The organism is Pseudomonas sp. GXM4, assembly GCF_008923895.1.
Lineage (GTDB): Bacteria > Pseudomonadota > Gammaproteobacteria > Pseudomonadales > Pseudomonadaceae > Aquipseudomonas > Aquipseudomonas atacamensis.
Map to the genome: position 1 here is coordinate 1 of NZ_WBRZ01000272.1, position 7,236 is coordinate 7,236.

Annotated in this window: 8 protein-coding genes; 4 read left to right on the forward strand and 4 right to left on the reverse strand. The window is 62.1% G+C overall.

Annotated features, from left to right (window positions below):
- Positions 1 to 21: 21 nt before the first annotated feature.
- Positions 22 to 777 carry a spermidine synthase gene (locus F8N49_RS23440; protein ID WP_024013768.1) on the reverse strand — a complete coding sequence of 252 codons (756 nt, stop codon included), beginning with the start codon at positions 775 to 777 and terminating at the stop codon, positions 22 to 24.
- Positions 778 to 928: 151 nt separating this feature from the next.
- Here F8N49_RS23440 and F8N49_RS23445 point away from each other — a divergent pair, with 151 nt between their 5' ends.
- Positions 929 to 2,275 (forward strand): class II 3-deoxy-7-phosphoheptulonate synthase, encoded by a 1,347-nt coding sequence (locus tag F8N49_RS23445; protein WP_038861070.1) that lies wholly within the window; start codon positions 929 to 931, stop codon positions 2,273 to 2,275.
- 131 nt (positions 2,276 to 2,406) lie between these two features.
- Here the strand turns inward: F8N49_RS23445 and F8N49_RS23450 are convergent, their stop codons facing one another.
- Positions 2,407 to 3,633, reverse strand: coding sequence for a winged helix-turn-helix domain-containing protein (locus F8N49_RS23450; protein ID WP_071173121.1), 1,227 nt, complete (start codon positions 3,631 to 3,633; stop codon positions 2,407 to 2,409).
- A 64-nt stretch (positions 3,634 to 3,697) separates the two neighbouring features.
- Positions 3,698 to 3,919 (reverse strand): DUF1127 domain-containing protein, encoded by a 222-nt coding sequence (locus F8N49_RS23455; RefSeq protein WP_016770864.1) that lies wholly within the window; start codon positions 3,917 to 3,919, stop codon positions 3,698 to 3,700.
- 97 nt (positions 3,920 to 4,016) lie between these two features.
- Here F8N49_RS23455 and F8N49_RS23460 point away from each other — a divergent pair, with 97 nt between their 5' ends.
- On the forward strand, positions 4,017 to 4,871 hold the full coding sequence (locus F8N49_RS23460) for a LysR substrate-binding domain-containing protein (RefSeq protein WP_174823892.1): 855 nt from the start codon (positions 4,017 to 4,019) through the stop codon (positions 4,869 to 4,871).
- On the opposite strand, the gene F8N49_RS23465 is transcribed toward F8N49_RS23460, so the two are convergent.
- Positions 4,861 to 5,607, reverse strand: a complete 747-nt coding sequence (locus tag F8N49_RS23465) for a sulfite exporter TauE/SafE family protein (RefSeq protein ID WP_279290613.1) — start codon at positions 5,605 to 5,607, stop codon at positions 4,861 to 4,863. The genes F8N49_RS23460 and F8N49_RS23465 overlap by 11 nt on opposite strands.
- A gap of 111 nt (positions 5,608 to 5,718) precedes the next feature.
- On the opposite strand from F8N49_RS23465, the gene F8N49_RS23470 reads away from it, so the two are divergent.
- Complete coding sequence (locus tag F8N49_RS23470; RefSeq protein WP_151552787.1) at positions 5,719 to 6,675, forward strand: LysR substrate-binding domain-containing protein; 957 nt, start codon at positions 5,719 to 5,721, stop codon at positions 6,673 to 6,675.
- Between the two features lie 76 nt (positions 6,676 to 6,751).
- On the forward strand, positions 6,752 to 7,207 hold the full coding sequence (locus F8N49_RS23475) for a MarR family winged helix-turn-helix transcriptional regulator (RefSeq protein ID WP_024013772.1): 456 nt from the start codon (positions 6,752 to 6,754) through the stop codon (positions 7,205 to 7,207).
- Positions 7,208 to 7,236: the final 29 nt, after the last annotated feature.

Consider the following 7,236-nt stretch of genomic DNA (forward strand, 5'->3'; position numbering starts at 1 on the left):
GAAGGGGGCGGTACTGCCGGCTCAGGTCGCCGGGCGAATCGCGTTGATCAACGACTGCAACGAATAACCCAGCTGCGGCGCCAGCGCTTCGGCTCGTTGGGTCAGCGCCTGCATGTCCAGCGCCTGATCGAGATCCGCCGGAACGATCAGAATCACGTTGCCCTCCTTCACCGGCAACTCCCAGTAATGCCGGTGATAGAGCCCGCGCAACAATGCCGCGCCCAGCGGTTTGCCATCGTCGGTGGCCCACTGGTTGATCACCAGCCAGCCGCCCGGATTCAGGCGCTTCTGACAATCGCCGAGAAAACTCCAGGCCAGATGCCCGACACCGGGACCAACATCGGTATAGAGGTCGACGAAAATCAGATCCGCCGGCTCGGCAGTCGGCAGCAATTCCAGCGCATCGCCGACGCGGATGTACAACCGCGGATCATCATCCAGACCGAGATATTCGATGGCCAGGCGCGGCACGTCCGGGCGCAGTTCGATGGCCTCGACGTCTTCCAGCGGCAGAAACTTCAGGCAAGCCTGGGTCAGCGTGCCCGCACCCAAACCGAGAAACAGCGCGCTCTCCGGCTGCTCGTGGCACAGCGCGCCGATCAGCATGGCGCGGGTGTAGTCGTACTCCAGCCAGCTCGGGTCGGCAGTGAACACGCAGCTCTGCTCGATCGCATCGCCGAACTCGAGAAAGCGGTAATCGGCCACTTCCAGCACGCGAATCACGCCGAACTCATCCTGTACTTCGGCGAGCAGATGCTCGACGCGCTCCTCAGTCATTTCGTCTCCTGATGGTCACCGGGCGCGGTGACGCGATGGCACCGCTGTGGCGCCGTGGCAAAGCGGCGATTGTCGGCGATGGGGCGGGAGCAGGTCACGCACTAATTGCTGCTAACATGGCGCTTCCCTGCGTATGAACTTCGAGACCGTGATGAGCCAACCGTGGAGCCCTGACAGCTGGCGCGCCCTGCCGATCCAGCAACAACCGCAATACCCCGACGCCGCGCACCTGCGCCAGGTCGAGCAAACCCTGGCCAGCTATCCGCCGCTGGTGTTCGCCGGCGAAGCGCGCGAGCTGCGCCGGCAGTTTGCCGAAGTCACTCAGGGCCGCGCGTTCCTGTTGCAGGGCGGCGACTGCGCGGAAAGTTTCGCCGAATTCTCCGCCGCGAAGATCCGCGACACCTTCAAAGTGTTGCTGCAAATGGCAATCGTCATGACCTTCGCCGCTGGCTGCCCGGTGGTCAAGGTCGGGCGCATGGCCGGCCAGTTCGCCAAACCGCGTTCGGCCAACGACGAAACCATCGGCGGCGTAACCCTGCCGGCCTACCGTGGCGACATCGTCAACGGTATCGGCTTCGACGAAAAGAGCCGCGTGCCCGATCCGGAGCGTTTGCTGCAGTCCTATCATCAGTCCACAGCAACCTTGAACCTGTTGCGCGCTTTCGCCCAGGGCGGTTTCGCCGACCTGCACCAAGTGCACAAGTGGAACCTGGATTTCATCGCCAACTCGGCGCTGGCCGAGAAGTACAGCCACCTCGCCGACCGCATCGATGAAACCCTCGCGTTCATGCGCGCCTGCGGCATGGACAGCTCGCCGCAACTGCGCGAAACCAGTTTCTTCACAGCCCACGAAGCGCTGCTGCTGAACTACGAAGAAGCCTTCGTCCGCCGTGACAGCCTGACCAACGATTACTACGATTGCTCGGCGCACATGCTGTGGATCGGCGACCGCACGCGTCAGCTCGACGGCGCGCACGTTGAATTCCTGCGCGGGGTGAACAACCCGATCGGGGTCAAAGTCGGCCCGAGCATGAACCCTGATGACCTGATCCGCCTGATCGACGTGCTCAACCCGGACAACGATCCGGGCCGCTTGAACCTGATCGCGCGGATGGGTGCGAACAAGGTCGGCGATCATCTGCCGGCACTGATCCGCGCGGTCCAGCGCGAAGGCAAGCAGGTGCTGTGGAGCTCCGACCCGATGCACGGCAACACCATCAAGGCCAGCAGCGGCTACAAGACCCGTGACTTCGCGCAGATCCTTGGCGAGGTGAAGCAGTTCTTCCAGGTGCACGAAGCGGAAGGCAGTTATGCCGGCGGCATTCATATCGAGATGACCGGACAGAACGTCACCGAGTGCATCGGCGGCGCGCGGCCGATTACCGAGGATGGCTTGTCCGATCGTTATCACACCCACTGCGATCCGCGGATGAATGCCGACCAGTCGCTGGAATTGGCGTTTTTGATTGCCGAGACCCTGAAGCAGGTTCGGCGATGAGGTTGGCGTTCTTTATTGCCTGAACTGGCCTCTTCGCGGGCAAGCCCGCTCCCACAGGGTTCGTGTCGTATGCAATTTATGTATCCGGCACAGAACCTGTGGGAGTCTGGCTTGCCGGCGATGGCGTCAGCTCAGTCGCACCCGATCTGCGCCAATGCCACCCCAAGCCGAGCCGCACTCTCGCGCTGACAATTCAACTGCACCCGCTCAAGCCCCAGCCAACCCGCCATCCGCCGCAAATTCAGCGCCAGCGCCAGCATGCCCTCCTCGTCCAGCCCCGGTTCTTCCTCGTGCACCGCATGCACCGCCAACTGCCCTGCCGCCCGTTCGGCGCGCAGATCAACTCGCGCGGCGATCCGCTCGTTGTGCAAAAACGGCAGCACGTAATAGCCGTAAACCCGCTTGGGCTGCGGTGTGTAGATTTCCAGGCGATAGCGGAAATCGAACAGGCGCTCAGTGCGGCTGCGCTCCCAGATCAGCGAATCGAACGGCGACAGCAGCGCACTGGCAATGACCTTGCGCGGCACTTTGGGCTCCGGCAGGCAATAGGCGATCTGCCGCCAGTCGGCGATTTCACACATCTGCAATTGACCAGCTTCAACCAACTCCGCCAGACGCCGCCGCGCATCCGCAGGGTTCAGGCGAAAGTAGTCACGCAGGTCTTTTTCCGTACCAACGCCCAATGCTTGCGCCGCATGCAAGAGCAAACTGCGTTGCGCCTCGGTCTCGTCCGGCGTGGGCTGTTGCAGGATCGCAGGAGGAATCACCCGCTCGGGCAAATCGTACAAGCGCTCGAAACCGCGTCGCCCCGCCACTGTGACTTCACCAGCGGCGAACAACCATTCCAGCGCATGTTTCTCGGCACTCCAGTCCCACCATGGCCCGGCCTTGTCTTCGCGGGTCGACAGACTGCCGGCACCCAGCGCGCCCCGCTCCTCAACCGCAGTCAGCACGCGGCGAATGGTTTCCTGTTGTTCGCGACCAAACCTCGCCAATTGCTGATAGATGTCTTCGCCACGCTTGGCCCGTTGCATACGCCAGCCCAGCAACGGGTACATCGACAGCGGCAACAGCGACGCTTCATGGCCCCAGTATTCGAACAGCGTGCGCCGACGCCCCGAACTCCAGGCAGCTTGGTCGAGCAAGTCAGAGTGGTAGGAACCGAGACGGGAAAACAGCGGCAGGTAGTGCGAGCGCACCACGGCGTTGACGGAATCGATTTGCAGCAGGCCCAGCCGTTCGATCAGCCGGTTGAGATGACTGGCATTGACGTTCGGCGGCTGGCGCCCGTTGAACCCTTGGGCAGCCAGCGCCAGACGTCGCGCCTGTTTGAGGGAAAAGGACACTGTCGCGGGCATTTATTCCTCCATGTCTGCTCGCAACCTACCTCACCTGAAAGGGGTTTGTGTAGCGATAGCCTCATCATTTATGCATCGGGTCGTCCCAGAACGGCCGCACGGTTTCGTGTTCGACATCGGCGCGGCTGATGCCGATGTCCTTCAGCGCCTCATCGCTCAGACCGGCGAGCATTTCCCGTTCACGATGCAGCTCATACCAACGGCTGAATTTGTGCAGCAGATCGGACACGATATGGCCATGGCCGGACAGCTGTTCTTGGCTTGCATACTCTCTTTGACCTTTCATCGTATTGCCTCCTTTTGTGGATGGCTCAAGTCTCGCGCCGGCGCTAAGATCAATCCAACGAATGTTTCTGATGGCATGCATCACGGAGATTCATCAATTGTCCGCCTACCCCAGTATCGATACCGATGTCCTGCGCACCTTTGTCGCGATTGCCGATCAGGGCGGTTTCACCCGTGCTGGCGAGATGGTCAACCGCACCCAGTCGGCGGTGAGCATGCAGATGAAACGTCTGGAAGAAGACGTGTTGCAGCGCCAGCTGTTCGAGCGCGATGGCCGTCAGGTGCGCCTGACGGCTGAAGGCCAGGTGCTGCTCGGTTACGCGCGGCGCATCCTCAAACTGCACAGTGAGGTGTTCAACACTCTGCGCGAGCCGCACATGGTCGGCACCGTGCGCATCGGTACGCCGGATGATTATGTGATGCGTTTTCTGCCAGGGATCCTGTCGCGGTTCGCGCAGTTCTATCCGCTGATCCAGATCGAAGTGCATTGCGAATCGACCAAACAACTGTTGCAGCGCACTGATCTGGACTTGTCGATCGTCACCCGTGAGCCGGGCAACGAGATCGGCCAGTTGCTGCGCAAGGAGCGCTTTGTCTGGGCCGAGGCGCAGAACTTCAGCGCCCACGAACAGACGCCGCTGCCCCTGGCGATGTTCAACAGTGATTGTTTCTGCCGCCTGTGGGCGTGCAATGCGCTGGACGCGATGGGCCGCGATTACCGCATCGCCTACAACAGCAGCAGCCTGTCGGCGCTGATGGCGGTAGTCAGCGCGGGGCTGGCGATCACCGCGCAACTGGAGAGCCTGATCACCCCGGACATGCGCATCCTTGGCGCCGCCGAAGACCTGCCGCTGCTGCCCGAGGCGAGCATCATGCTGATCCGCAATCTGAACAACCCGTCGCCGATCACCGAGTGCCTGGCCGAGCACATTGTCGAGGGCTTCAAACTTTAAACGCGAGCATCACCGCACACAGCACGAGGAAGCCGCAGAACAGCCCGCGCAGGAGTTTTTCCGGCATGGCGTGGGCAACTTTCACGCCCCAACTGATGCTGAGCAGACCACCGGCCGCCAGAGGCAGACCGATCATCCAGTCGACTTCATGGTGCACGGCGTAGGTCACCAGGGTTACACCAGTGCTCGGCAAGGCCAGCGCCAGCGACAAGCCCTGAGCGACCACTTGGCTGGTGCCGAACAGGCTGGTCAGCACCGGCGTCGCCACCACCGCGCCGCCGACGCCGAACAGACCGCCCATGGTCCCCGAGGCGGCGCCAAGCACGCCCAGCCACGGCCACGAATGGCGCATCTCGGCAGTCGGCGCTGGGCGCGGGCCGAACATCTTCAACAGGTTGTAGGCCGACAGCGCCACCAGAAAGGCGACAAACCCGATGCGCATGGTCTGCGCATCGATGCCCACCGCCCAGATCGAGCCGAGCCAGGCAAAGCAGAAACCCATCACCGCCAGCGGCAGCGCATGGCGCAATTCGATGCGATTGCGCTGGTGATAACGCCACAGCGCCAGCATCACGTTCGGTACCACCATCACCAGCGCCGTGCCTTGGGCGATCTGCTGATCAAGCCCAAACCACACGCCAAGCAACGGAATCGCAATCAAGCCACCGCCAATGCCAAAGATCCCGCCCAATGTGCCAAGGGCGGCGCCAAACAGCAGGTACAACAGAAAATCCATCACAACGGTAATCCTCTAACGACAGGCGGCCAATGCTACGCACTCGCGCCTAGCGGGGAAACGCATAGCAACGCACAATGGCTATGCCGATTCTGCACAAGCGTGATTTCCATGAATCCCAACCAATTGACCGATCAGCTCGGCCTGTTTCTCGATGTGCTGGAGAGTGGCAGTTTTTCTGCCGCGTCGCGCCGCCATCCGCTGACACCTTCCGCCGTAGCCCGGCGCATCGACAGCCTGGAAAGTGCCGTCGGCAGTCAGCTGTTCGTGCGCAGCACCCATGCCGTGCTGCCGACTTCGGCCGGCCTGGCCTTTGCCGAACGGGCGCGGCGGATCATCGCCGAGTTGCAACTGGCACGCGCCGAGGCGGTATCGTTGAGCAGCGCGCCGGAAGGCCTGATCCGCATCGATGCGCCAGCAGCCTTCGGGCGGCGGCATCTGGCGCCGGTGATTGCCGATTTTCTCCTGCTGTATCCGGGACTGGATGTGCAGATGCACCTGATCGACAGCTTCAGCGACATGGCCGGCAGCAGCCTGGGCAAGGTCGATCTGGTGCTGCGTACCGGCCAGTTGGCTGACTCGCGCCTGGTCGCCACGCCATTGGCGAGCATGGTCCGCGTCGCCTGCGCCAGCCCTGAATATCTCAAGCAGCGCGGCGTGCCCGAGCATCCGGCGCAGTTGAGTGAACACGACGGGCTCGACTGGGAAGGCCTTGCGCCGCCGTTTGCCTGGAAATTCGAAGTGGACGGGCAAATGCAATTGCACCGGCCATCGCGGGTGCGTCTGAGCGCCAACAATGCCGAAGCTCTGGCGTGTGGCGCGGCGGCGGGTCTGGGCGTCGCACACTTGCCGACCTGGCTGGCCAGCGAATACCTGCTGCGTGGCGAGCTGGTGCCGCTGTTTTGTGAAAATGGCCTGCCGCCTCCGGAGTCCACCGGCATTTACGCGCTGCGCATGGAACAGCAGGTCCATTCGCGCAGTCGGTTGTTGCTGGAATATCTGAAAACCCGCTTCAGCCCGGTGCCACCGTGGGATCTGGCGTTGCAACGGCAATTCGCCCGGCACTGACGCCGGACATATTTATCTGGCGCCTTAAAGATTCGAGCGCTAGATTAAAAAACGATCAACGATCAAGGCTTTGACAATGACTTGCGAACGCGACAACTGCGACGACCTTCTGCTCGACAATCAGGCGTGCTTCGCCCTGCACTCGACCTCGCTGATGATGACCAAGGTCTACAAGCCGCTGTTGCAGGCGCTGGGCCTGACCTATCCGCAGTATCTGGCGATGATGGTGTTGTGGGAGAAGGACGGTCTGACTGTCGGAGAAATCAGCGCACGCCTGCTGACCGATCCGGGATCGCTGACGCCATTGCTCAAACGCCTGGAAGCCGAAGGCCTGCTCAGCCGCACCCGCAGTCGCGAAGATGAGCGGGTGGTGATTGTCGAACTGACCGCAGCAGGCCGCGCCTTGCGTGACAAGGCGCAGACCGTGCCGCAGTGCATTCTTGGCGCCAGTGGCTTCACCCTTGAACGCCTGCAGAAGTTGCAGGCCGAGCTGCAAGCGCTGCGCGGACATCTGCAAGACAGCCTGACCTGATCCTCATTTCCGAGCACAACACTGTCCCT